The sequence below is a fragment of the Pseudomonas sp. PDM28 genome (assembly GCF_019219115.1).
Taxonomy (GTDB): Bacteria; Pseudomonadota; Gammaproteobacteria; order Pseudomonadales; family Pseudomonadaceae; genus Aquipseudomonas; species Aquipseudomonas laurylsulfatiphila.
Genome location: NZ_JAHUWG010000003.1, coordinates 563532 through 587631 on the forward strand (window position 1 = coordinate 563532; position 24100 = coordinate 587631).

Sequence of the window (24100 nt, forward strand, 5' to 3'; positions counted from 1 at the left end):
CCGGCCGCACGGATCGACCGAGAAATAGCTCAACGTGTTAATGCGGGTGACGGAGAATTGACGGCGTTCTCTCGTACCGGCGACTTGACCGGGGTCGGTGCAGTTTGTGTGCCAGCACGCTTCAATGCGGCATCCGGTTGCGCATGGGCGGTTCCGGTACCGGTCAGGCTGCGGCGAACATCGAGGTTGCGCGACACCACCAGCACCACGCGACGGTTGCGTGCGCGGCCTTCGGCGGTGGCGTTGTTGGCCACCGGCTGAAACTCGCCGTAGCCCACCGACGCCAGGCGACCGGGATTCACCCCTTGCATCGCCAGCATGCGCACGATGCTGGCCGAGCGGGCCGAGGACAGCTCCCAGTTAGTCGGGTACTGCGCAGTGCGGATCGGTTGATCGTCGGTGAAACCTTCGACATGGATCGGGTTGTCGAACGGCTTCAGGATCGCCGCGACCTTGTCGATGATGTTGAACGCGATATCGCTGGGCATGGCATCGCCGCTGCCGAACAACAGGCTGGAATTGAGCTCGATCTCGACCCACAGTTCATTGCCGCGCACCGTCATCTGGTTGGAGCTGATCAGGTCACCGAACGCCGCGCTGATGTCGTCGGCGATGCTCTTGAGCGGATCGCTGGCACCGGAGACACCGGCATCGACCTGATCACTGTCCTTGACCAGCGGCTTGGCCGGGGTCACGGTCTTCGGCCGCTCGTCACCGATGGGGATCGGCTTGAGCGCGCGATCGGAATCGGTGAAGACCCCGATCAGGGCTTCGGAAATGACCTTGTACTTGCCTTCGTTGATCGACGAGATGGAGTACATCACCACGAAAAAGGCGAACAGCAAGGTAATGAAGTCGGCATAGGAAACCAGCCAACGTTCATGGTTTACATGCTCTTCATGTTGGCGACGGCGAGCCATGAGCTTATTCCCTTAATCCATGAAGCCCTGAAGCTTCAACTCGATGGAACGAGGGTTTTCACCTTCGGCGATCGACAGCAGTCCTTCCAGCAACATTTCGCGATATCGCGACTGGCGCAGCGCGATGGCTTTGAGTTTGGCGGCAATCGGCAGCAGCACCAGGTTGGCACTGGCCACGCCGTAGATGGTGGCGACGAAGGCCACGGCGATGCCGTTACCCAGTTGCGACGGATCACCCAGGTTGCCCATGACATGAATCAGGCCCATCACCGCACCGATGATGCCGATGGTCGGCGCGTAACCGCCCATGCTTTCGAAGACCTTGGCCGCTTCGATGTCGCGGGCTTCCTGGGTGTAGAAATCCACCTCCAGAATGCTGCGGATCGCTTCCGGCTCGGCGCCGTCGACCAGCAGTTGCAGGCCTTTGCGGGCGTAATTGTCAGGCTCGGCGTCGGCGATGCCTTCAAGCCCCAGCAAACCTTCCTTACGAGCGGTCAGGCTCCAGTTCACCACGCGATCAATGCCACCGGCCAGGTCGACGCGAGGCGGGAACAGGATCCAGGCGAGGATCTGCATGGCGCGCTTGAAGGCACTCATCGGTGATTGCAGCAGTGCCGCGCCAATGGTGCCGCCGAGCACGATCAACGCTGCCGGGCCGTTGGCAAGGGCGCCCAGATGACCGCCTTCAAGGTAATTGCCGCCGATGATGGCGACAAAGGCCATGATGATGCCGATCAGGCTTAGAACATCCATCAGAGACAGGCCTCGACCAGATGCTTGCCAATGTCGTCGAGGCTGTACACCGCGTCGGCGAGTTCAGCTTTGACGATGGCCATCGGCATGCCGTAGATCACGCAACTGGCTTCGTCCTGCGCCCAGATCGAACTGCCGCCCTGCTTGAGCAGGCGCGCGCCTTCACGGCCATCGGCGCCCATGCCGGTCAGGACGACCGCCAGAACTTTGTCACCGTAGGACTTGGCTGCCGAACCGAAGGTGATGTCCACGCACGGCTTGTAATTGAGGCGCTCGTCACCCGGGAGGATTTTCACCGCGCCGCGACCGTCGATCATCATCTGCTTGCCACCTGGCGCCAGCAGCGCCAGGCCCGGACGCAGGATGTCGCCATCCTCGGCTTCCTTGACGCTGATGCGGCAGAGCTTGTCCAGGCGCTCGGCGAAGGCCTTGGTGAAGGCGGCCGGCATGTGTTGAACCAGCACGATCGGGGCAGGGAAATTGGCCGGCAACTGGGTCAAGACCCGCTGCAGGGCGACCGGGCCGCCGGTGGACGTACCAATGGCCACCAGTTTGTAGTTTTTGCGTTTTGGCGCGGGCGACGACGTAGCGGGTGCATGCGTACGCGTCGGGATCGGTGCCGGTGCCGGACGTGTGGGCGCGCTGCTGGCAAAGCTGCCCACGCTGGAAGGCGCAGGCGCGGGCGCAGCGACAGGCGCCGGAGCGCTGTAGTGACTGACACGACGATTACTGCGCGAGATGCTGAGAATCTTCTCGCACAGCAACTGCTTGACCTTGTCGGGGTTGCGCGAGATGTCTTCGAAATTCTTCGGCAGGAAGTCCACCGCACCGGCATCCAGCGCATCGAGGGTGACCCGGGCGCCTTCATGGGTCAGCGAGGAGAACATCAGGACCGGGGTCGGGCAGCGTTGCATGATGTGCCGCACGGCCGTGATGCCGTCCATCATCGGCATCTCGTAGTCCATGGTGATCACGTCGGGCTTGAGGGCCAGCGCCTGATCGATCGCCTCTTTGCCGTTGGTCGCCGTGCCGACGACCTGGATATTCGAATCCGCTGAAAGAATTTCCGAGACGCGGCGGCGGAAAAACCCCGAATCGTCCACCACCAGGACTTTGACTGCCATAAACACTCCATTAGATGGAGCGAGGCCAGGCGCCCCGCTCCACCAGAATCAAATACGCCGTGTGGCGTAACGCTTGAGCATGCTCGGAACATCGAGAATCAGCGCGATGCGGCCGTCACCGGTGATGGTGGCGCCGGACATGCCCGGCGTTCCCTGGAGCATTTTGCCCAATGGCTTGATGACCACTTCTTCCTGGCCCACCAGTTGATCGACGACAAAGCCGATCCGCTGCGTGCCCACCGAAAGGATCACCACATGGCCCTCGCGCTGCTCTTCGTGAGCGGCGGAGCTGACCAGCCAGCGTTTGAGATAGAACAATGGCAGCGCCTTGTCCCGCACGATCACCACTTCCTGGCCGTCCACGACGTTGGTGGTCGACAGATCGAGGTGGAAGATCTCGTTGACGTTCACCAGCGGGAACGCGAACGCCTGGTTGCCGAGCATGACCATCAGCGTCGGCATGATCGCCAGAGTCAGCGGCACCTTGATGACGATCTTCGAACCCTGGCCCTTGGCCGAGTAGATGTTGATCGAACCGTTGAGCTGGGAAATCTTGGTTTTCACCACGTCCATGCCCACGCCGCGACCCGACACGTCGGAGATCTCGGTCTTGGTCGAGAAACCCGGGGCGAAGATCAGGTTGTAGCACTCGGTGTCGCTCAGTCGATCGGCCGCGTCCTTGTCCATCACGCCGCGTTTCACCGCGATGGAACGCAGGACATTCGGGTCCATGCCTTTACCGTCATCGGAGATCGACAGCAGGATGTGATCGCCTTCCTGTTCGGCCGCCAGGATCACCTTGCCGCCACGGGCCTTGCCCGAGGCTTCGCGCTCTTCCGGCGACTCGATGCCGTGGTCGACCGCGTTGCGCACCAAGTGGACCAGCGGATCGGCCAGGGCCTCGACGAGGTTCTTGTCGAGGTCGGTTTCTTCGCCGACCAGCTCCAGGTTGATCTCTTTCTTGAGCTGGCGAGCCAGGTCGCGAACCAGGCGCGGGAAGCGCCCGAAGACTTTCTTGATCGGTTGCATCCGGGTCTTCATGACCGCGGTTTGCAGGTCAGCCGTGACCACGTCGAGGTTCGACACGGCCTTGGACATGGCTTCGTCGCCACTGTTGAGACCCAGGCGGACCAGGCGGTTACGCACCAGCACCAGCTCGCCGACCATGTTCATGATCTCGTCCAGGCGCGCGGTATCGACGCGTACGGTGGTCTCGGCTTCGCTCGCCGGTTTTTCCGCCGGCGGCGCGGCCGGGGCGCGGGCAGCAGCCGGTGCAACGGCTGCCGGGGCTTCGGCTTTTGGCTCGGGGGCCTTGGCCACAGGTTTCGGCGCCGCCTTGGCTGCCGGTGCCGGTGTCGCAACCGCAGCGTTCGAACCGTTGGCCGCTGTCGCGGTGCCGACCTCGCTGAACTTGCCTTTGCCGTGCAATTCGTCGAGCAGCGCTTCGAACTCGTGATCGGAAATCAGATCGCTGCCAGCCGCCGCCGCGCTTGGGGCCGCAGGTGCAGGCACCGACGCAATGGCCGACTCCAGGGCCTCGACAGCAAAGTTGCCCTTGCCATGCAACTGGTCGAGCAGTGCTTCAAATTCGTCGTCAGTAATGTCGGAACTGTCGCCCGGCGCTTTCGGTGCTTCTGGCGCAGCCGGAGCCTGCGCAATTGCATCGACGGCAAACTGGCCTTTACCGTGCAACTGATCAAGCAACGACTCGAACTCGGCATCGGTGATTTCGTCGCTGGCAGGTGCATCGCTTGCAGGTGCGTGGGCAACCGCCGGCGCCTCTGCCTGTGCCTTGACGGCATTGAGCGAGTCCAGCAATTGCTCGAATTCGTTATCGGTAATATCGCCTGAATCGGCTTCGGCCACCGGCGCTTCAACCACGGCGGCAACAGGTGCTGCAACCACTTCGTCAGCCGATTGCGGCTCGGCCAGACGGGCCAGCGCCGCCAGCAGCTCAGGTGTCGCAGCCGTGATCGGGCTGCGCTCGCGGACTTCGCTGAACATGCTGTTCACCGCGTCCAGCGCTTCGAGAACCACGTCCATCAGTTCCGAGTCGACGCGACGCTCCCCCTTGCGCAGGATGTCGAACACGTTCTCGGCGATGTGGCAGCACTCCACCAGCTCGTTGAGCTGGAGGAAGCCGGCGCCCCCTTTTACAGTGTGAAAACCGCGAAAAATTGCATTGAGCAAATCCGCATCATCCGGACGGCTTTCCAGCTCGACCAGTTGCTCGGACAGTTGCTCTAGAATCTCGCCGGCCTCAACCAGGAAATCCTGAAGGATCTCTTCATCGGCGCCGAAGCTCATCAGGGGGGGTGCTCCTAAAGGTCTAAAAACCCAAAAAACCTAAAACTCTAAAATCCCAGGCTGGATAGCAAATCGTCCACATCGTCCTGACCGGACACAACGTCTTCTCTTTTATCGGCATGAATCTGCGGACCTTCACCCTGAGAGAGATGTTTTTGTGGATCTTTTTCAGCAAGCATCGCTTCACGGTCATGTTCGATGCCCGCAAAGCGGTCCACCTGACTGGCCATCAGCACGAGCTTGAGCAGGTTGCTTTCAACTTCGGTGACCAACTGGGTCACACGCTTGATCACTTGCCCCGTGAGGTCCTGGTAATCCTGGGCGAGCAGGATGTCGTTGAGGTTGCCCGACACTGCGCGATTGTCCGTGCCGCTGCGCACCAGGAAACCGTCGACCCGCCGGGCCAGTTCACGAAACTCTTCTGCGCCGACTTCACGACGCATGAAGCGTCCCCAGTCCGTGCTCAAGGCCTGGGCTTCATCCGCCAGGCTGTTGACCAGCGGCGTGGCATTCTCCACCAGGTCCATGGTGCGGTTGGCCGCGGCCTCGGTCAGCTTGACCACATAGCCCAGACGTTCAGTGGCGTCGGTGATCTGCGACACTTCTTCGGCTTGCGGCATGTGCGGGTCAATCTGGAAATTGACGATCGCGCTATGCAGTTCGCGAGTGAGCTTTCCCACTTCCTGATACAGGCCGCGGTCACGGGTCTGGTTGAGCTCATGGATCAATTGCACCGCGTCGCCGAACTTGCCTTTTTCAAGGCTCTCGACCAATTCGACGGCGTGTTTTTTCAGGGTCGACTCAAAATCGCCCAATGAAGTTTCGTTATTGCCCATAGCTCCCCCGTGGCGCAGTCATCAACCGATGCGTTCGAAAATCTTCTCGATTTTTTCTTTCAACGCCTGGGCCGTGAAGGGTTTGACCACATAGCCGTTAACGCCGGCCTGGGCCGCTTCGATGATCTGCTCACGCTTGGCTTCAGCGGTCACCATCAGCACCGGCAGGTGCTTGAGCTTTTCATCGGCACGCACGTGGCGCAGCAGATCGATACCGGTCATGCCCGGCATGTTCCAGTCCGTTACCAGAAAGTCGATGCTTCCGCTGTTGAGCACCGGAATGGCGGTAGTGCCATCGTCGGCCTCGACGGTGTTGGTGAACCCAAGGTCACGCAGCAGGTTCTTGATGATCCGCCGCATCGTTGAGAAGTCATCAACGATGAGGATTTTCATGTTCTTGTCCAATTCGACCTCCAAGCAGTCTTAAACGCGCCCAGCACCTGGACGCGCCATTTCAATCAATCCGGCAAAGCACTCAATGACTGTCTGGAGCACAACAGATCGGGACCGGCGCAGTTCAACACCACACCAGCCTCTTTCGCAGTGTCCCCACACTGCCTTCAGCGCGCTCGCCACTCCCCCAAACGCCCCCGCAAGCGGGCCGCGCACTGGCTGTGTAACTGGCTGACCCGAGATTCGCTGACCCCCAGGACCTCACCGATTTCCTTGAGGTTCAACTCTTCGTCGTAGTACAGCGCCAACACCAGTCGCTCACGCTCCGGCAAATTGGCAATCGCATCCGCCAGCGCAGCCTGGAAGCGTTCATCTTCCAGATCGCGTGACGGCTCGGTATGAGCACTCGCGCCATCCTCGTGCAGCCCTTCGTGTTCGCCGTCCTGCAACAGATCGTCGAAACTGAATAACCGGCTGCCCAGGGTGTCGTTCAAAATTCCGTAGTAATCGTCGAGACTCAATTGGAGTTCGGCCGCAACTTCGTGATCTTTAGCGTCACGGCCGGTTTTCGCTTCAATCGAGCGAATGGCATCGCTGACCATGCGCGTATTGCGGTGAACCGAACGTGGCGCCCAGTCCCCCTTGCGCACTTCATCGAGCATGGCGCCGCGGATTCGAATGCCCGCGTACGTCTCGAAACTGGCGCCTTTGCTGGCGTCATATTTGGTCGATACCTCAAGCAGGCCGATCATCCCGGCCTGGATCAGGTCTTCGACCTGGACACTGGCCGGCAAACGCGCCAGCAAGTGGTAAGCAATGCGTTTAACCAGCGGCGCGTAACGCTCGATCAGCTCGTACTGCGCATCACGAGCCGATTTTTTGTAGAGGTTGTAACCGCTGGCTGTCATAGCACAGGTCCTGCTGTCTGCTGCACGAGACGCTCGACGAAAAACTCCAGGTGCCCGCGCGGGTTGGCAGGCAGCGGCCAGGTATCGACCTTCTGCGCGATGGCCTTGAACGCCAGCGAGCACTTGGAACGCGGGAAGGCCTCGTAGACGGCGCGCTGCTTCTGCACAGCCTTGCGCACGCTTTCGTCGTAGGGCACCGCGCCGACGTATTGTAGGGCGACGTCGAGGAAGCGATCCGTGACCTTGGTCAACTTGGCGAACAGGTTGCGCCCTTCCTGCGGGCTCTGGGCCATGTTGGCCAGGACGCGGAAGCGGTTCATGCCGTAGTCGCGATTGAGCAACTTGATCAAGGCGTAGGCATCGGTAATCGAGGTCGGCTCATCGCACACCACCAGCAGCACTTCCTGGGCTGCACGAACGAAGCTGACGACCGACTCACCAATGCCCGCAGCGGTGTCGATCACCAATACGTCGAGGTTGTCGCCGATATCACTGAAGGCCTGGATCAGGCCGGCGTGTTGCGCAGGGCTCAGATGCACCATGCTCTGAGTGCCGGATGCGGCCGGAACGATACGGATGCCGCCGGGTCCCTGCAGCAATACATCGCGCAGTTCGCAGCGGCCTTCGATCACGTCGGCCAGGGTACGTTTGGGTGTCAGCCCCAGCAGAACGTCGACGTTCGCCAGTCCCAGGTCGGCGTCCAGCAGCATGACGCGCCGGCCAAGCTCAGCCAAAGCCAGGGACAAGTTCACTGACACGTTAGTTTTCCCGACGCCACCTTTGCCGCCGGTCACCGCGATCACCTGTACGGGATGCATGCTGCCCATGTTATTTCTTTACCTTGTCTTGCATAGACGGAGGCCACATTACTGGCTGCGCGTTCACAAACGGAACAATGCATGGCAGACCATCGATGTAGGTACAAAAACGATTCATTATTACCTCAGCCAACCTGCTTGGTCGGACTGTGGTAGATGTCAGCGAACATGTCAGCCATGGCTTCTTCGCTGGGTTCTTCCTGCATTTGCACGCTGACGGCGCGACTGACCAACTGATGACGGCGCGGCAGATGGAGATCATCCGGAATCCGCGGGCCATCGGTCAGGTACGCCACTGGCAGCTCATGACTGATGGCCAGGCTCAACACCTCGCCCAGGCTTGCCGTTTCATCCAGTTTAGTCAGGATGCAGCCGGCGAGCCCGCAACGCTTGTAACTGTGATAAGCGGCGGTTAGAACCTGTTTCTGGCTGGTGGTTGCCAGGACCAGATAATTTTTTGAGCGGATGCCACGACCGGCCAGGCTTTCGAGCTGCATGCGCAGGGCCGGGTCGCTGGCCTGCAGGCCGGCGGTATCGATCAGCACCACGCGCTTGCGCAGCAATGGATCCAGCGCCTGCACCAGGGACTGGCCCGGATCGACGTGGGTCACCGGCACATTGAGAATGCGTCCCAGGGTCTTGAGTTGTTCCTGGGCACCGATGCGGAAGCTGTCCATGCTCACCAGCGCAATGTTCTGCGCGCCGTACTTGAGCACGTAACGGGCAGCCAGCTTGGCCAGGGTGGTGGTCTTGCCCATGCCGGCAGGACCGACCATGGCGATGACGCCGCCCTCTTCCAGCGGCTCGATGTCCGGGGTAACGATCATGCGCGCCAGGTGCGCCAGCAACATGCGCCAGGCCTGACGAGGCTCCTGGATTTCGGTGATCAGTGCCAGCAGGTCGCGCGACAGCGGGCCGGACAGGCCAATGCGTTGCAGGCGACGCCAGAGGTTGGCCTGGTCCGGACGGCTGCCTTGCAGCTGATTCCAGGCCAGGGACCCGAGTTGTACTTCCATGAGTTCGCGCAGGCTGTTGAGCTCGAAGCGCATCGAGTCGAACGCGCGCGGGTCCACGCCACCGGCCGCAGGTACAGCAGCCGGTGCGGGGCGACGGGGTTCGTCGTACGTCGGCTCGATCAGCGGCTCGGCGGCGGTCAACGGCAAGCCGGCGAACAACTGGCGGTTGGTCGCATTGTCGCTCTCGCCATCGCTGCGCAGGCTCAATTCGGCCTGGGCGGTGACAATCCGCGACTGAGTCTTGCGCAGCTCGTCCTCGAGCTCCATGTTCGGAACACGCGGTGCCAGCGCCGACAGTTTGTAATCCAGCGCTGCCGTCAGCTCGACGCCCCCGGCAATCCGGCGGTTGCCGATAATGGCTGCATCAGCGCCCAGCTCATCGCGAACCAGCTTCATGGCCTGACGCATATCGGCGGCGAAAAAACGCTTAACTTGCATAAACCACTACCTCAGCCGTTGGGCCCTACTGTCGCAACGATGGTCACTTGCTTGTTGTCAGGGATTTCCTGGTAAGCCAACACGTGCAAACCCGGGACTGCGAGCCGACCGAATCGCGAGAGCATCGCGCGAACCGGACCGGCCACCAGCAGAATCACCGGCTGACCTTGCATCTCCTGGCGCTGCGCCGCGTCAATCAGCGAGCGTTGCAGTTTCTCAGCCATGCTTGGCTCCAGCAGAACGCCCTCTTCCGAGCCTTGTCCTGCCTTTTGCAGACTATTGAGCAATATCTGTTCCAACCTTGGCTCCAGCGTGATAACTGGCAGCTCCGACTCAGTACCTACAATGCTTTGGACGATTGCACGGGATACGCCAACCCGCACGGCAGCCACCAGCGCGGCGGTATCTTGACTCTTGGCGGCATTGTTGGCGATGGCCTCGGCAATGCTGCGGATATCGCGAACAGGCACTTGCTCGGCCAACAGCGCTTGCAACACCTTGAGCAACTGCGACAGCGAAACCACACCCGGCACCAGCTCTTCCGCCAGTTTCGGGGAGCTTTTGGCCAGCGATTGCATGAGTTGCTGCACTTCTTCGTGACCGATCAGTTCACTGGAATGCTTGTAGAGTATCTGGTTCAAGTGGGTGGCCACCACTGTACTGGCATCGACCACCGTGTAACCGAGGGACTGCGCCTGGGCACGCTGGCTGATTTCGATCCAGACCGCCTCCAGGCCGAAAGCCGGATCTTTGGCGGTAATGCCGTTGAGCGTGCCGTAGACCTGCCCCGGGTTGATCGCCAGCTCGCGATCCGGGTAAATCTCCGCCTCCGCCAGGATCACCCCCATCAGGGTCAGGCGATAGGCACTCGGCGCCAGGTCGAGGTTGTCGCGGATATGCACGGTCGGCATCAGGAAGCCCAGATCCTGGGACAGCTTCTTGCGCACCCCCTTGATCCGCGCCAGCAACTGACCACCCTGGTTGCGGTCCACCAGCGGAATCAGGCGATAGCCTACTTCCAGGCCGATCATGTCGATGGGCGTCACGTCATCCCAGCCAAGCTCCTTGGTTTCCTGGGCGCGGGCCGGCGACGGCAGCAGTTCCTGCTGGCGCTTCACCTCTTGCAGGGCCTTAACCTTGGCGACGTTCTGCTTTTTCCAGAACAGGTAAGCGCCACCGGCTGCCAGGGCCGCCATGGTCAGGAACGAAAAGTGCGGCATGCCGGGCACCAGGCCCATGACCGCCATCAGGCCGGCCGAAACGGCCAAGGCTTTAGGCGAGGCGAACATCTGGCGATTGATTTGCTTGCCCATGTCTTCCGAACCGGAAGCACGGGTCACCATGATCGCGGCCGCTGTCGATAACAACAGTGATGGCAATTGCGCCACCAAACCGTCACCGATGGTCAGCAGCGCGTAAACCTTGCCGGCATCGCCAAACGTCATATTGTGCTGGAAGATACCGACCGCCATGCCGCCGATCAGGTTGATGAACAGGATCAACAGGCCGGCGATGGCGTCACCCCGGACGAATTTGCTGGCACCGTCCATGGAACCGTAGAACTCGGCTTCCTGGGCGACTTCCGAGCGGCGGGCCTTGGCCTGGGCCTGATCGATCAGGCCGGCGTTGAGGTCGGCGTCGATCGCCATTTGCTTGCCGGGCATCGCATCGAGGGTGAAACGCGCGCTCACCTCGGAAATCCGCCCCGCACCCTTGGTCACCACGACGAAGTTGATGATCATCAGGATCGCGAAGACCACGATACCCACCACGTAGTTACCGCCGATCACCACCTCGCCGAACGCCTGGATCACCTTGCCGGCGGCCGCGTGACCGTCCTGGCCGTGAAGCATCACCACCCGCGTGGAGGCCACGTTCAATGCCAGGCGCAACAGCGTCGCCACCAGCAGAATGGTCGGGAACACCGCAAAATCCAGCGGGCGCAAGGCGTAGACGCACACCAGCAGCACGACGATGGACAGGGCAATGTTGAAGGTGAAGAACACGTCGAGCAGGAACGGCGGCACCGGCAACATCATCATCGCCAGCATGACCAGCAGCAACAGTGGCACGCCCAGATTGCCTCGACTGAGGTCGGCAATGTTGCTGCGGGCACTGTTGATTAACTGAGAGCGATCCACCGGTTTTCCCCGTTCCTTTAAAGCAAACTTTTGACGCCTGAAGCAGGCGCAGGGCGGCTACTGCAAGAAGCTTTCCAACTTTTGCAAAGGGAGAAATGGAGCGATTTTTCAGTGGGATATGTGCTGCCTGGGCTGACGTCATCGCGGGCAAGCCACGCTCCCACAAGTTATCGCCGAACCTGTGGGAGCGCCAGACTCAGGAATCGCGGCGCAAATCCGGCGGAATCGGCAGGTCATCCTTGAGCGGATCAGGCCGCTTGCCCTTGCCCGCCCGGTACTGTCGAATCTGATAGACGTAGGCCAGTACCTGCGCAACCGCCAGATAGAGCCCGCCAGGGATTTCCTGCTCCAGCTCGGTGGAGTAATAAATCGAGCGCGCCAGCGCCGGCGACTCCAGCAACAGGATCTCGTTGGCCGCGGCGATCTCGCGGATCTTCAGGGCCAGGAAATCACTGCCCTTGGCCAGCAACACCGGCGCATTGCCCTTGTCCGGATCGTATTTGAGCGCCACGGCGTAGTGTGTCGGGTTGGTGATGACCACGTCGGCCTCGGGGATCGCGGCCATCATCCGCCGCTGGGACATCTCACGCTGCAGCTGTCGAATCCGCTGCTTGACCTCCGGCCGCCCTTCCTGATCCTTGTGCTCGTCGCGCACTTCCTGCTTGGTCATCTTCAGTTTCTTGATGCTTTCCCACAGCTGTATCGGCACATCCACGGCGGCGATAATGACCAGCCCGCAGGCCATCCACAGTGTGCTCCAGCCAACCACTTGCAGGCTGTGGGTGATTGCCCGGTCGAGTGGCTCATGAGCGATACGCAACAGATCGTCGATATCCGCCGACAACACCACAAGGGCCACGAACAGGACGATGAAGAACTTCGCCAGCGCCTTGAGCAGTTCGGCCACAGCCTTGCCCGAGAACATACGCTTGAGGCCGGCACCCGGGTTCATGCGACTGAACTTCGGCGCCATGGTGCCGGCGGAGAACAGCCAGCCTCCAAGGGAGATCGGCCCGATCAACGCCGCCAGGAGCAAGGTGATCATCACCGGCTGAATCGCCAGCAAGGCAATCTGTCCCGAGTGCAGCAGATAGGTGCCCATCGCACGCTGATCCAGCACCACGTCACGCGACAGGGAAAAGTTCAGGCGCATCAGGTCCATCATCTCCTGGGCAAGCGCCCCACCGAAGACCAGCAGCGCACCGGCACCGGCGAGCATGATCGCCAGGGTGTTGAGCTCCTTTGAGCGGGCGATCTCACCCTTTTCACGGGCGTCCTTTTTCTTTTTCTCCGTGGGGTCTTCTGTTTTGTCCTGACCGCTTTCGCTCTCAGCCATGACTCAGCGCGCCTTTGCCAGTTCGCGTAAAAACTGCAGGGCCTCCGTGGCCAGCGGTTGATACTGATTAACGATGTCCGCCAGCCCGACCCAGATGATAAACAGCCCGAGCACCAGGGTCAGCGGGAAGCCGATGGAGAAGATGTTCAACTGCGGCGCGGCGCGGGTCATCACGCCAAACGCGATGTTGACCACCAGCAGCGCGGTGATCGCCGGCAGCACCAGCAACAGCGCCGCGCCGAGCACCCAGCCGAGTTTTCCGGCCAGCTCCCAGAAATGATTGACCATCAAGCCGCTGCCGACGGGCAGCGTAGTGAAGCTTTCGGTGAGCACCTCGAACACCACCAGATGGCCGTTCATGGCCAGGAACATCAGCGTCACCAGCATGGTGAAGAACTGCCCGATCACCGCCACCGACACACCGTTGGTAGGGTCAACCATCGAGGCAAAGCCCATGCCCATCTGGATCGCGACAATCTGCCCCGCCACCACGAAAGCCTGGAAAAACAACTGCAGCGAGAAGCCCAGTATCGCGCCGACCAGGATCTGCTCGGCAATCAGCAGCAGCCCGCTCAAATCCAGCGCGTTCACTGGTGGCATCGGTGGCAACCCCGGCGCGATGACCACGGTGATGGCAAGGGCGAAATACAGTCGGATGCGCTTGGGTACCAGGGCGGTGCCGAAAACCGGCATGACCATCAGCAAGCTGCCGATGCGAAACAGCGGCAACATGAACGTCGCGACCCAAGTGCTGATCTGGGTATCCGTCAACTGCAGCAGCGATGACATGGCTTAGCCGATGACCTGCGGAATACTGCCGTACAACTGCTGGATGTATTCCATGAAGGTCTGCACCAGCCACGGGCCGGCGACGATCAGCGTCACCAGCATCACCAACAGACGCGGCAGGAAACTGAGAGTCTGTTCGTTGATCTGGGTGGCCGCCTGGAACATGGCCACCAACAGCCCCACCAGCAGACTTGGAATCACCAGCACGGCCACCATCAACGTGGTCAGCCACAGCGCTTCACGAAAGATGTCGACCGCAACTTCCGGCGTCATGGCGAGACACCGCCGAAGCTGCTGGCCAAGGTGCCGATGATCAATGCCCAGCCATCCACCAGCACGAACAACATGATCTTGAACGGCAGGGAAATGATCAGCGGCGAGAGCATCATCATCCCCATGGCCATGAGCACACTGGCCACGACCAGGTCGATGATCAGGAACGGAATGAAAATCATGAAGCCGATCTGGAACGCCGTTTTCAGCTCGGAAGTTACGAAGGCCGGCACCAGGATGGTCAGCGGCGCCTGATCCGGTGTCGCGATGTCAGTGCGCTTGGACAGGCGCATGAACAGCTCCAGGTCGCTTGTACGGGTCTGGGCGAGCATGAAATCCTTGATCGGCACCTGCGCCTTGGCGACCGCATCCTGGGCCGTCAGTTTTTCTGCCAGATACGGCTGCAAGGCGTCCTGGTTCACCCGGTCGAACACCGGCGCCATGATGAACAGGGTCAGGAACAGCGCCATGCCGGTGAGGATCTGGTTCGACGGCGTCTGCTGCAGGCCCAGGGCCTGGCGCAGGATCGAGAAGACAATGATGATCCGAGTGAAGCTGGTCATCAGCATGACAAACGCCGGGATAAAACTCAGCGCGGTCATGATCAGCAGGATTTGCAGGCTGACCGAGTATTCCTGCGCACCCTGCGCATTGGTGCCCAGGGTGATGGCCGGGATCGACAGCGGATCGGCGGCGAATGCCAGCGGCGCGGCCAGCATCAGGGCCAGCGTCAAGACGATGCGTAGCGCACCCATTACTTCTTATCCTTCTGATCTTTACCCAGCATTTCCAGCAGGCGCTGCGCAAACTCCGGCGTCGGCTTCTCGGTGCTCGGCACCTGCACCGGCTCCTTGAGGACGTGCAGCGCAGTGATGCTGCCAGGGCTCAGGCCAAGCAGAATCTGCTCGTTGCCGACCTGCACCAGCATCAGGCGGTCGCGAGGCCCCAGCGCGCGGGAGCCGACAATCTCGATCACCTGCCCCTTGCCGGCCGGACCGGCCTGCTGGACCCGACGCAGCAACCAGGCGAGGAGAAAGATCAGCCCGAGCACCAGCAGCAGGCCGAACACCAGTTGCGTCAGCTGGCCACCCACCCCGCTGCTCACCGCCGGCGCGGCAGCCGTGGTCGCCGTTGCAACCGGTTCGGCCGCCAGCACGCTGAACGACACGGCCAGCGCCGCCCCCAGCAAAGCCCCCAGAACCTTTTTCACTCAGCGCAGCTTCTTGATGCGTTCGCTTGGGCTGATCACGTCCGTCAGGCGGATGCCGAACTTCTCGTTGACCACCACCACTTCGCCGTGGGCGATGAGCGTGCCGTTGACCAGCACGTCCAGCGGCTCGCCGGCCAGACGATCCAGCTCGATCACCGAGCCCTGGTTCAGTTGCAGCAGGTTGCGGATGTTGATGTCGGTGCTGCCCACTTCCATGGAAATCGACACCGGAATATCGAGGATCACGTCCAGGTTCGGGCCTTCGAGGCTCACCGGATCGTTGTTTTTCGGCACGCTGCCGAACTCTTCCATTGGCAGGCGGTTGGACGCGGAATTGCCGGAATCGGCGGCAAGCAATGCGTCGATGTCGGCCTGACCGGCATCACCGGTTTCTTCCAGGGCCGCGGCCCACTCATCGGCCAGGGCCTGGTCGTCTTGCGTGTTCATATTGTCAGTGTCCTCGGCGAGCAAAAGTTCAGAATTCGGTTAATCGCGAATGGGTAGGAGCGCCGGTCAACGGCGCTCGATCGGCTCGATCACTTGCAACGCCAGGTTGCCCTTGTGCGAACCCATCTTGACCTTGAAGGCCGGCACGCCGTTGGCGCGCATGATCATTTCTTCCGGCATGTCGACCGGGATCACATCCCCCGGCTGCATGTGCAGGATGTCGCGCAGGCGCAGTTGACGACGGGCCACCGTCGCACCGATCGGCACGTCGACGTCCAGCACGTCCTGGCGCAGGGCGTTGACCCAGCGCTCGTCCTGGTCGTCGAGGTCCGACTGGAAGCCGGCGTCGAGCATCTCGCGCACCGGCTCGATCATCGAATACGGCATGGTCACGTGAAGGTCGCCGCCGCCGCCATCGAGTTCGATGTGGAAGGTCGACACCACAATGGCTTCGCTCGGGCCGACGATGTTGGCCATGGCCGGGTTCACTTCGGAGTTGATGTACTCGAAGTTGACTTCCATGATCGCCTGCCAGGCTTCCTTCAGGTCGACGAACGCCTGCTCCAGCACCATGCGCACCACACGCAGTTCGGTCGGGGTGAATTCACGCCCTTCGATCTTGGCGTGCCGGCCGTCGCCACCGAAGAAGTTGTCCACCAGCTTGAACACCAGCTTGGCATCGAGAATGAACAGCGCGGTGCCGCGCAGGGGTTTGATCTTGACCAGGTTGAGACTGGTCGGCACGTACAGCGAGTGCACGTATTCGCCGAACTTCATCACCTGCACGCCGCCGACCGCCACGTCTGCCGAACGACGCAGCATGTTGAACATGCTGATGCGGGTATAGCGGGCGAAACGCTCGTTGATCATTTCCAGGGTCGGCATGCGTCCACGGACGATGCGATCCTGGCTGGTCAGGTCGTAGCTTTTGACGCTGCCGGGTTCGGCAGCGTTTTCAGTCTGTACCAGACCATCGTCGACGCCATGCAGCAGCGCATCGATCTCATCCTGGGACAGCAGGTCCTGCACGGCCATGTCGTGTTCCTACTGCAGTACGAAATTAGTGAAAAGCAACTGTTCGACCACCACTTTGCCGAGCTCTTTCTGCGCCACTTCCTGGACGCTGGCGGTAGCCTTCTGTCGCAGCATTTCCTGGCCGACCGGCGACGCGAGGGTCGCAAAGTCCTGCCCGGAGAACAGCATCACCAGGTTATTGCGGATGACCGGCATGTGGACCTTGAGCGCCTCCAGATCCGCCGGGTTGCGCGCGAGCATGGTGATGCTCACCTGCATGTAGCGCTGGCGGCCGTTCTGGTTGAAGTTGGCCACGAATGCCGGCGCCATCGGCTCGAAAATCGCCGGCTGTTTGCCGGCGGGGGCTGTGTCCGCTACGGCGGCAGGCTTGCTCTGAGCGCTGTGCATGAAGTACCAGGTCGCGCCCACGGACACACCGATCGCCAGCAGCAGGGCCACCACGATCAGGATGATCAGCTTGAGTTTGCCTTTGGATGCGGGGTCTTTTACTGCTGCGTCGCTCTTCGCCATGCCAATAATCCGTCACTATTCGGGGTTTCACAGTCGCACGGCAAGGCAAGAGCAAGTGTTATGCCAGAAGTGTCGGGAGAGGCATGGGTGGGGAGGGGCGCGATTTGAAGAACACTGCAACCCCCTGTGGGAGCGGGCTTGCCCGCGAAGAGGACGGAACATTCAACATTGATGCTGACTGTGCCGACGCCTTCGCGGGCAAGCCCGCTCCCACAGGGTTATATGTCTGCCGGGATCAGGCGTAGTAATCGACCGCGCTGGAGCCGATCACGCTGGTGGTAGTGGCAGCCACTTCAGCGACGCCCGCGGTCAGGTCGTCATCCATGGAATCGATACGACCACCGCTGGCGCTGGTCCCTCCGGCCTGACTTTGCCGGGCTTGCTCCTGCCCTTGTTGCGAACCACGGGACTGGTCCGAAACGTTGACATCGACCTGCCCCATGCCCTGCTGCGCAAACATGTCGCGCAAGCGATGGACCTGGCTGTCCAGCGCCTCACGGACGCCCGGATGCGCACTCATGAACGTGACCTGGGTCTGCTGATCGGGAACCATGTTCACCCGAATGTCCAGACGCCCCAGTTCAGCGGGCTGCAACTGGATGTCCGCGGCCTTGAGGTTGGCACTGGACAGGTACATGACCCGGTTCACCACCTCTTCGGTCCAGCCGTTCTGGTGCATGGCGATCGGCTGGTTCACCGGCAAGGCATTGGCTGTCTTCGGTGTGGCCGCCTGTGTCAGCGCTGCCAGACGGTTGGCGAAATCATCGACACGGGTGTCGCTGCCGGCAGACTTGAGATCTTTCAGACCGCCGTCGATCAAGCCGCTGAAAGCCTTGTCGTCACCCTTGCCTGCACTGTCCTTGTCGGCCTGGACATCCAGCATGGTCGACATGCCGGCGGCAAAGTTTTGCGCCGACGTCAGCTCACCGTCAGCCTGGACTTGCGCCTGTGTCGGTGCGGACTTTGGCTGCGCCTGACTGGAAGCCGACACGTGACCGCTCTGCTCCATCGCCAGGCGTAACGCCGGCAGGGCGTCGAGTGGATCGGCCTCGGGATCGAAGTCGCCGTCAGCGCTGGTCGGCGCCGGTACGCTTGTAGCCGTGATCGCCGCAGCAACCGGCGCTTCAACCGCTGGCTGCACCGCATCGGCTACGGCAGGCGCTGCTGGCGCCGGTATTACTGGCGCTGGCACCACTGGCTGCATGGCTTGCTGCACAGCCGGATCAAGCGCCGGATCGACCGGCGCGGCATCGACGACCTGAGCCGGGTCGACCTCTGCCGCATCATCGCCGGCGGCCTTGTCGTCTACCTGCACCGATGGGTTGGCAGGCAAGGATTTGCCGCCATCGGCAACCACCGGCTCCCCGGCGGCAGACTTGTCGTCGCCAGCGTCTTTCTTGGCGCCGACACCGGAGGTTGTCTCACGATCAGGCTTGACCGGAGCATCTGCCGACGCAGTGGGCTTGTTTTGGGCCTGATTGGCGTAGACATGGGCGAAGCTTGCGGCCTTGTCCCCGGGCTCTGCAGCCACTGCCGGGGGATTGGCGGAGGCAGCCTGAGTCTTGGCCTGCCTGGAGGCCTGAAGCAGAATATTGGGGGTAACGGGCATGAAACGGTCTCCGCTGCACAGGGCTCGTAAGTACAGTTGGGTTAGATAACTGCAAAGGTCGAGCCAGTTTCCCTCGATAGAGACCAAAAGCAGCGCTTGCTCAGATTTTCGCTGGGCAACGCTGTCGCTCGGCTTCGTACAGAGGGCGGATACCGGCGAATTCGTGGTCGATTTTGCCGACCAGTTCCAGAACGGCCGCGCATGGCAAACTGGCCGCCTGCTGCTCAAGCTGATGGCAGAGTTCGGTCAGCCTTATGGCCCCCATATTACTGCTGCTGCCCTTGAAGCTATGGGCGGTTTCAACGAGCAATGCGGCACTGTCAGCCGCTCTCAGGACTTTCAGGCGCTCTTCGGAGTCCGCAAGAAAGATATCCAGAAGTTCCGGATAACCCTCTTCCATCACTTCCCGCAATGCACTCAGTACGCTGCGATCCACATGTGTGTCGTCGTCCACTTGCTCACTCCTTGATCAAGAATGCGCGGATTATGCCAGAGCCTCCCAGATAAACTCCACGCGTGCACTTCGACCATTGTCGGTCCAGCGGGCATTACGCCCCAACTGGCGGATCAGACTGATCCCGCGTCCCGACAGGCGGATGGCGTCCAAAGGCCTTTCCATCACCCGCTCGACATCGAACCCTTCGCCGCTGTCTTCGACCTGAATCGTCAGGCAACCGCCGTCGTCTGTCGGCGCCACCTGCAAATGAACCCGCACATAGCCTTCCTTCAGCTCGCCGAGCCGGGCATTGCGCTCTTGATAATATCGCGCAAAACCCGATGCATTACGCTTGAGGCTCGAATCCAGCCCCAGCACGCCGTGCTCCAGCGCATTGGAATAGAGCTCCGCCAGCACACTGTAGAGCGCACCGCTCTGGGCCCGCAGGCCATGCACCTCAAGCAGCAACTGCAACAGATAGGGCAAGGGATTGAATCGCTTGAGCGTGGCGGCGCGGAACTCGAAACTCACCGACCAGTCCAGCGGGCAGGACTGGCCGCTGTCGGAGTAGACCAACGCCGGCGGCGTGATCTGTTCCGGCTCCAGCAGGCTGATTTCGACCATGCTGACATCGTCGCGTGCCTCACCACCGAAATCGCGCAGCGCCTGCTCGATCTCTTCGAACAGCGCATCCGGCTGACGATTGGCGGCGAACACCTGCTGCAATCGCTGCACGCCAAACAACTGTTCATTGGCGCCGCAGGTGTCGATCACCCCATCGGACAAGAGGAACACCCGATCCCCGCGCGCCATGGGAAACACTTCGGTGCGCTCATCGAAGGATTCCGGGCTCAGCACCCCCAAAGGCAGGTGCCGCGCCGGCAGAGGCGTACGCTCGCCACTGGCAATGCGATGCAGGTAACCGTCGGGCATTCCACCGTTCCAGACCTCCACCGAACGACGCTGAAAACTCAGGCACAGCATCGTGGCACAGCAGAACATGTCCACCGGCAGGATACGCTTGAGCTTGGCATTCATTTCGCGCAGGGTTTCCGCCAGGCCATAGCCCTTGGCGGTCATCCCGTAGAAGACTTCGGCCAGTGGCATGGCACCCACGGCCGCCGGCAGACCGTGGCCGGTGAAGTCACCCAACATTACGTGCATGTCGCCGGCCGGGGTGAACGCGGCCAGCAACAGGTCGCCATTGAACAGCGCATAGGGCGATTGCAGATAACGGATATTCGGCGCGGCGTTCAGGCAGCCGGCGTGCGCCACCTTGTCGAAAACCGCCTTGGCCACGCGCTGCTCGTTGAGCAGGTAGTCGTGGTGCCTGGCGATCTGGTCACGCTGCTGCAGAACGGTGTCCTGCAAGCGCCGCAAGCGATCCATCGCCTTGATCTTGGCCGCGAGAATCACCTGGTTATAGGGTTTCGCCAGAAAGTCGTCACCGCCGACCTCCAGACAACGGGCCAGCGCCTCGCTTTCGGACAAGGACGTGAGGAAGATGATCGGCACCAGGGTTTCCCCGGCCAGGGCCTTGATCTGCCGGGCCGCCTCGAAGCCGTCCATGACCGGCATCATCGCATCCATCAACACCAGGTGCGGCTGTTGCTCGCGAAACGCGTCGACCGCTTCGGCGCCGTTGGCCGCCGTCAGCACTTGGTGGCCCTGGCGGCGCAGGATGCTCGCCAACAGCAGGCGATCGGCGGCGCTGTCCTCGGCAATCAGGATCGTCAGCGGCTCCAGTGGCTGCATGGCAATCAACTGATGTCGAACAGTTTGTCGAAGTTGGAAATGGCGAGGATTTTGCGCACGTCGGTATTACTGTTGACCACGCGCACATCGGAGTCGTCGCCACCGGCGTGATCGCGCAGCAAAAGCAGCATGCCCAAGGCCGAGCTGTCGAGGTAAGTGGCGTCTTTCAGGTCGACCACAACCGCCGATAGCTGTTTATCTTCGTAGGACTGACGAAATTCCTGATGCTTGGCGAAATCGAAACGACCCTTGACCGATATCGTCAGCTTTTGCCCATCGGGTGAGACTTCTGTAACAACTGGCATGTCATGGCTTCCTTGTCATTTGTAAACCTGCTTGTACAAGGTTTAGCAGTTGGTAGAGGTTGGGGCAAGGCTGGAAGCGGCGCGAATCCTGTGGGAGCGTGGCTTGCCCGCGATGAACGATAACGCGGTCCATCCGATTCAATACTGATCCTGCCGTGGCAAGCGCTGGGACAGTTCATCCAGCAATTTCTGTTCGCGCCGGTCTTCGAGCGCCCGCGCCTCATCGGCATAGCGCTGAACCAGCTTGCGCAGGCCTTCGACCCGGGCAAATGCCTGCTGCCAGGTTTCCCGGGCCTTGTTCAGGTTGTTTTGATGCCAGGCCAGGCTTTGCCGCTGCTGGTCGATGGCCGTGCCCAGTTGCGCCAGGAAGCCCTGATAACCCAGCAACCATTGGCCCGAGACGCCGCCGCTGCCGCGTACGATCCATTGTTCCTGATAGTCGAGACGGAAGGCTTCGAGGTCGGCGAGCTTGCTTTCCGCCAGGCGAACCTGCCCTTGAAAGTGCCCCAGGCGCTGGACTGCGGTTTTCTCGGCCTTTTCGGCCATTTCCACCACCGGCGCCAGCCTGCCTGCCCGACTCTGGGCCATGACCGCTTATCCGCCCGCCGCGGGCGCGAAGATCGAGGCGAGATACGCTTCGCTTTCACCCAGGCTGATGCTGTCGTTGAGGCCCTGACGCAGGTATTTGACCAATTGCGGTTGCAGGGAAATCGCCAGGTCGGTCTCGCGATCACCGCCGGCGACATAGGCGCCGACGCTGATCAGGTCACGACTCTGCTGATAACGCGACCACAATTGCTTGAAGTATTGTGCACGGGTCATGTGCTCCGGCGACACCACCGCCGGCATGACCCGGCTGATGGACGCTTCGATATCGATGGCCGGATAGTGCCCTTCCTCGGCCAGGCGCCGGGAGAGCACGATGTGTCCGTCGAGTACACCCCGTGCCGAGTCGGCAATCGGGTCCTGCTGGTCATCGCCCTCGGACAGCACGGTGTAGAACGCGGTGATCGAACCACCGCCCTTCTCCGCGTTACCGGCGCGCTCCACCAGCTTCGGCAGTTTGGCGAACACCGATGGCGGATAGCCCTTGGTCGCCGGTGGTTCGCCGATGGCCAGGGCGATTTCCCGCTGGGCCTGGGCAAAACGGGTCAGGGAATCCATGAGCAACAGGACATTCTTGCCCTTGTCGCGGAAATATTCGGCGATGCGCGTGCAGTACATGGCGGCGCGCAGACGCATCAGCGGCGCATCGTCCGCCGGGGACGCCACGACCACGGAACGCTTGAGCCCTTCTTCACCGAGGATGTGCTCGATGAATTCCTTGACTTCACGACCCCGCTCACCGATCAGACCGACGACGATAATGTCGGCCTCGGTAAAGCGCGTCATCATCCCCAGCAACACCGATTTACCGACACCGGTACCGGCAAACAGGCCGAGTCGCTGGCCGCGGCCGACCGTCAACATGCCGTTGATGCAACGGATGCCCACGTCCAGCGGCTCGCTGATCGGCTCGCGCTTGAGCGGGTTGATGGTCGGGCCGTCCATCGGTACCCAGTCTTCGGCCTTCATCCCGCCCTTGCCGTCCAGTGCGCGACCGGCACCGTCGAGCACCCGTCCGAGCATGCTCATGCCCATGGGCAGGCGACCGGTATCCGCCAGGGGCACCACTCGGGCACCGGGTGCGATGCCGGCAACACTGCCGACCGGCATCAGAAAGACTTTGCTGCCAGAGAAGCCCATGACCTCGGCTTCCACCTGCACCGGGTGATAGCTGTCGTCATTGATGACCATGCAACGGCTGCCCATGGCGGCGCGCAGGCCTTCGGCTTCGAGGGTCAGGCCGACCATGCGCAGCAGGCGGCCTTCGAGGATCGGTGCGCCCTCCAGTCCCGTGGCCTCGGCGTAGCTGCCCAGGCGTTTGGCGAAACTGGTGCGTTCAAGGCGCATCGGGGACATCCGGAGCCGCAGCGACCGCAGGCTTGCCTTCGATCGGCAGTTCCAGGCTCAGGTCCGGTGCAGCCGGGTGCAAGGCCTGCTCGTGCAACTGATCAAACAGCTTGTCCATCACCCGCGCGACCCGGGTTTCCACCGTGGCGTCGATGCGGCTGTGTTCTGTTTCGACCCGGCAACCGCCGGGCAACAACGACTCGTCTTCGACGATGCGCCAGGTTTCTTCATGGCGTTCGCGCAGGGCTTTGACCTGTTCGAAATCCTGCGGGTTGATGTACAGCCGCACATTGCCCACGCCCAACGGCAGGAGCTTGAGCGCTTCGCGCATGACGTGTTCGATCTGCGTCGAGTCGATGGCCAGTTCGCGCTGGATCACCTGTCGGGTGATGTGCTGCACGAGGTCGACCAGGGACTTTTCGATCTGGGTGTCCTGTTCGGCGATGGGCTCGAACAGATGGGTCATCAATTGCTCCAGCGCCGCGATCTTGGCGGTCAGGGCCACTTCGGCTTCCTGGCGGACCTTGAGCGTGGTGCTGTGGAAACCTTCTTTCTCACCCACCGCGAAACCTTCGTTGTAGGCTTCCTGGCGAATGCTTTCGAGTTCTTCGAGGGTCAGTGGCTGGACTTCCTCCAGCGGCACTTCCTCCATTTCCGGCGGCTCGGGTTCCGGTTCAGGCTCCGGCTCGGGTGCAGGCGGGTCGAAACTGGGCAGTGCCCAGGTATCGAAGCCACTGACATCCCTGGCCCGGATCAGGTCAGTGGGTGCATCATCATTCTTGACCATG

General features: G+C 61.4%; 25 protein-coding genes. All 25 read right to left on the bottom strand.

The window, feature by feature from the left end; all coding sequences use genetic code 11:
- Positions 1 to 29: 29 nt before the first annotated feature.
- Positions 30 to 920 carry a flagellar motor protein MotD gene (gene motD, locus KW841_RS09065; protein ID WP_007980739.1) on the bottom strand — a complete coding sequence of 297 codons (891 nt, stop codon included), beginning with the start codon at positions 918 to 920 and terminating at the stop codon, positions 30 to 32.
- A 12-nt stretch (positions 921 to 932) separates the two neighbouring features.
- Positions 933 to 1673: a flagellar motor protein gene (locus KW841_RS09070; protein WP_218475342.1), complete on the bottom strand. Its 741-nt coding sequence runs from the start codon at positions 1671 to 1673 to the stop codon at positions 933 to 935.
- Positions 1673 to 2797 (bottom strand): chemotaxis response regulator protein-glutamate methylesterase, encoded by a 1125-nt coding sequence (locus tag KW841_RS09075; protein WP_218475343.1) that lies wholly within the window; start codon positions 2795 to 2797, stop codon positions 1673 to 1675. Before KW841_RS09075 ends, KW841_RS09070 begins: the two co-directional genes overlap by 1 nt.
- 48 nt (positions 2798 to 2845) lie before the next feature.
- Positions 2846 to 5104, bottom strand: coding sequence for a chemotaxis protein CheA (locus KW841_RS09080; protein ID WP_218475344.1), 2259 nt, complete (start codon positions 5102 to 5104; stop codon positions 2846 to 2848).
- A 47-nt stretch (positions 5105 to 5151) separates the two neighbouring features.
- The gene (locus KW841_RS09085) at positions 5152 to 5940 is read right to left on the bottom strand and encodes a protein phosphatase CheZ (protein ID WP_104449902.1); all 789 of its coding nucleotides are present in this window, start codon (positions 5938 to 5940) and stop codon (positions 5152 to 5154) included.
- Between the two features lie 21 nt (positions 5941 to 5961).
- The gene (locus KW841_RS09090) at positions 5962 to 6333 is read right to left on the bottom strand and encodes a chemotaxis response regulator CheY (RefSeq protein ID WP_003183998.1); all 372 of its coding nucleotides are present in this window, start codon (positions 6331 to 6333) and stop codon (positions 5962 to 5964) included.
- A gap of 167 nt (positions 6334 to 6500) precedes the next feature.
- A complete protein-coding gene (gene fliA, locus KW841_RS09095) occupies positions 6501 to 7241 on the bottom strand; it encodes an RNA polymerase sigma factor FliA (protein ID WP_007975362.1) in 741 nt (246 codons plus the stop codon).
- Complete coding sequence (fleN, locus tag KW841_RS09100; RefSeq protein WP_007975361.1) at positions 7238 to 8068, bottom strand: flagellar synthesis regulator FleN; 831 nt, start codon at positions 8066 to 8068, stop codon at positions 7238 to 7240. The genes fliA and fleN overlap by 4 nt, the downstream gene beginning before the upstream one ends.
- Positions 8069 to 8184: 116 nt before the next feature.
- Positions 8185 to 9513: a flagellar biosynthesis protein FlhF gene (gene flhF / locus KW841_RS09105; protein WP_218475345.1), complete on the bottom strand. Its 1329-nt coding sequence runs from the start codon at positions 9511 to 9513 to the stop codon at positions 8185 to 8187.
- A gap of 11 nt (positions 9514 to 9524) precedes the next feature.
- On the bottom strand, positions 9525 to 11654 hold the full coding sequence (gene flhA, locus KW841_RS09110; protein WP_218475346.1) for a flagellar biosynthesis protein FlhA: 2130 nt from the start codon (positions 11652 to 11654) through the stop codon (positions 9525 to 9527).
- Positions 11655 to 11850: 196 nt separating this feature from the next.
- Entirely contained in the window at positions 11851 to 12990 is a 1140-nt protein-coding gene (gene flhB / locus KW841_RS09115; protein ID WP_218475347.1) for a flagellar biosynthesis protein FlhB, read from the bottom strand.
- A 3-nt stretch (positions 12991 to 12993) separates the two neighbouring features.
- A complete protein-coding gene (fliR, locus tag KW841_RS09120; RefSeq protein WP_218475350.1) occupies positions 12994 to 13779 on the bottom strand; it encodes a flagellar biosynthetic protein FliR in 786 nt (261 codons plus the stop codon).
- 3 nt (positions 13780 to 13782) lie between these two features.
- Entirely contained in the window at positions 13783 to 14052 is a 270-nt protein-coding gene (gene fliQ / locus KW841_RS09125; protein WP_007975354.1) for a flagellar biosynthesis protein FliQ, read from the bottom strand.
- Complete coding sequence (fliP, locus tag KW841_RS09130; protein WP_090324267.1) at positions 14049 to 14807, bottom strand: flagellar type III secretion system pore protein FliP; 759 nt, start codon at positions 14805 to 14807, stop codon at positions 14049 to 14051. Before fliP ends, fliQ begins: the two co-directional genes overlap by 4 nt.
- On the bottom strand, positions 14807 to 15262 hold the full coding sequence (fliO, locus tag KW841_RS09135; protein ID WP_218475353.1) for a flagellar biosynthetic protein FliO: 456 nt from the start codon (positions 15260 to 15262) through the stop codon (positions 14807 to 14809). Before fliO ends, fliP begins: the two co-directional genes overlap by 1 nt.
- A complete protein-coding gene (gene fliN, locus KW841_RS09140; RefSeq protein WP_015096241.1) occupies positions 15263 to 15709 on the bottom strand; it encodes a flagellar motor switch protein FliN in 447 nt (148 codons plus the stop codon).
- A 66-nt stretch (positions 15710 to 15775) separates the two neighbouring features.
- A complete protein-coding gene (fliM, locus tag KW841_RS09145; protein ID WP_015096242.1) occupies positions 15776 to 16744 on the bottom strand; it encodes a flagellar motor switch protein FliM in 969 nt (322 codons plus the stop codon).
- A 9-nt stretch (positions 16745 to 16753) separates the two neighbouring features.
- The gene (gene fliL / locus KW841_RS09150; protein WP_218475355.1) at positions 16754 to 17254 is read right to left on the bottom strand and encodes a flagellar basal body-associated protein FliL; all 501 of its coding nucleotides are present in this window, start codon (positions 17252 to 17254) and stop codon (positions 16754 to 16756) included.
- Between the two features lie 235 nt (positions 17255 to 17489).
- The gene (locus tag KW841_RS09155; protein WP_218475357.1) at positions 17490 to 18863 is read right to left on the bottom strand and encodes a flagellar hook-length control protein FliK; all 1374 of its coding nucleotides are present in this window, start codon (positions 18861 to 18863) and stop codon (positions 17490 to 17492) included.
- A gap of 100 nt (positions 18864 to 18963) precedes the next feature.
- Positions 18964 to 19263, bottom strand: a complete 300-nt coding sequence (locus tag KW841_RS09160) for an Hpt domain-containing protein (RefSeq protein WP_218475478.1) — start codon at positions 19261 to 19263, stop codon at positions 18964 to 18966.
- Between the two features lie 84 nt (positions 19264 to 19347).
- Positions 19348 to 21054 carry a fused response regulator/phosphatase gene (locus KW841_RS09165; RefSeq protein WP_218475359.1) on the bottom strand — a complete coding sequence of 569 codons (1707 nt, stop codon included), beginning with the start codon at positions 21052 to 21054 and terminating at the stop codon, positions 19348 to 19350.
- Between the two features lie 5 nt (positions 21055 to 21059).
- The gene (locus tag KW841_RS09170) at positions 21060 to 21359 is read right to left on the bottom strand and encodes an STAS domain-containing protein (RefSeq protein ID WP_218475362.1); all 300 of its coding nucleotides are present in this window, start codon (positions 21357 to 21359) and stop codon (positions 21060 to 21062) included.
- Positions 21360 to 21497: 138 nt separating this feature from the next.
- Positions 21498 to 21947, bottom strand: a complete 450-nt coding sequence (gene fliJ, locus KW841_RS09175; RefSeq protein WP_102699429.1) for a flagellar export protein FliJ — start codon at positions 21945 to 21947, stop codon at positions 21498 to 21500.
- Between the two features lie 6 nt (positions 21948 to 21953).
- Positions 21954 to 23312, bottom strand: a complete 1359-nt coding sequence (fliI, locus tag KW841_RS09180; RefSeq protein ID WP_007975340.1) for a flagellar protein export ATPase FliI — start codon at positions 23310 to 23312, stop codon at positions 21954 to 21956.
- Complete coding sequence (fliH, locus tag KW841_RS09185; protein ID WP_218475365.1) at positions 23302 to 24099, bottom strand: flagellar assembly protein FliH; 798 nt, start codon at positions 24097 to 24099, stop codon at positions 23302 to 23304. The genes fliI and fliH overlap by 11 nt, the downstream gene beginning before the upstream one ends.
- Position 24100: the final 1 nt, after the last annotated feature.